The sequence below is a fragment of the Moraxella equi genome (genome assembly GCF_002027555.1).
Classification (GTDB): domain Bacteria; phylum Pseudomonadota; class Gammaproteobacteria; order Pseudomonadales; family Moraxellaceae; genus Moraxella; species Moraxella equi.
Window position 1 is genome coordinate 1 of record NZ_MXAP01000190.1, and the last position, 921, is coordinate 921.

Here is a 921-nt window from a genome sequence, read left to right on the forward strand (position 1 = left end):
GATTGTGAGTGGGTTCTAAGACGGCAAAACAATCAATTTAAGGATTAACCATGATTATTGACTTACCACCACACATGGAACAAACCATAATTGCCAAAGCCCATGAGCAGGGTTTAACGGTACAAGAAATGCTAGCCAAAGATTATGATGATATTTGGCAGGTATTAGACAACACGGCTTAAATGGCGATGAAATCCACCTAAGTGATGATGAAACACGGCATTTAAGGAACCCCATTGGACAACCACCAACGCCCAACCCAAAGGTCAGAGCCTTGTTATTTGAGATAGTCATGTTTGAGCCATTAGACAAGCACCACGACCGCACCGCCTTTAATACATTAACCGCTATTTGCAGTCAATACCGCAAAAAGAGCATGGCAAGGGTTCACATTTTAGCAGATGGCGGAGTCATGATGAGTGTTTTTAGCTTTGGAGCAATCTAATAGATATGAACAAAAATGATGAAAATTTTGAGATAAAGACAATCATCTATGTCGCAAAAGACATGGTAATTTTTCCAAAAACCATCTATCTGTTATTGCCGATTATCATATTTTGCAGTTTATTCTTAGTGCCTGAAAATTATACAGAATTTACTTTCTTTGCCAAAAATATGAATGGCGCTTATCACAACAGATGGCTATACGACATGATGGTCTTATACTATTTGATTCTATTCTTAGTTATTTTTATAAAAACAACGTTTTTTGAGATTTCTAGACCATATCGAACTTTATTAACAAAACAGGCTCTGATCCAAAAAGTATGCTACACCCACCCATGGTTGATATAATGAAACACCAAGTCAAATGCTTTAAGATGATTGCTTAGGTTTTTAGAGAAACAACACGTTTTTTCTAAATGCTCGCCTAGCAAAGGTTCTAAGCCTTGTGTTATTGCCTTCAATACCGACGGTAAG

The 921-nt window shown here is 37.2% G+C and carries 2 protein-coding genes and 1 pseudogene; 2 read left to right on the forward strand and 1 reads right to left on the reverse strand.

Features of this window, described 5'->3' with window-relative positions:
• Positions 1-50 precede the first annotated feature (50 nt).
• Positions 51-182, forward strand: coding sequence for a hypothetical protein (locus B5J93_RS14275; RefSeq protein ID WP_265734223.1), 132 nt, complete (start codon positions 51-53; stop codon positions 180-182).
• A complete protein-coding gene (locus B5J93_RS13385) occupies positions 155-445 on the forward strand; it encodes a hypothetical protein (RefSeq protein ID WP_143823564.1) in 291 nt (96 codons plus the stop codon). Before B5J93_RS14275 ends, B5J93_RS13385 begins: the two co-directional genes overlap by 28 nt.
• Before the next feature lie 325 nt (positions 446-770).
• On the opposite strand, the pseudogene B5J93_RS14470 reads toward B5J93_RS13385, so the two are convergent.
• Positions 771-921 (reverse strand): annotated as a pseudogene (locus B5J93_RS14470) (IS1 family transposase); the annotation flags it as partial.

Excerpts from the sequence above, each read along its gene's own strand:
- B5J93_RS14275 (WP_265734223.1), top strand. The coding sequence starts at position 51 with ATGATTATTGACTTACCACCACACATGGAACAAACCATAATTGCCAAA.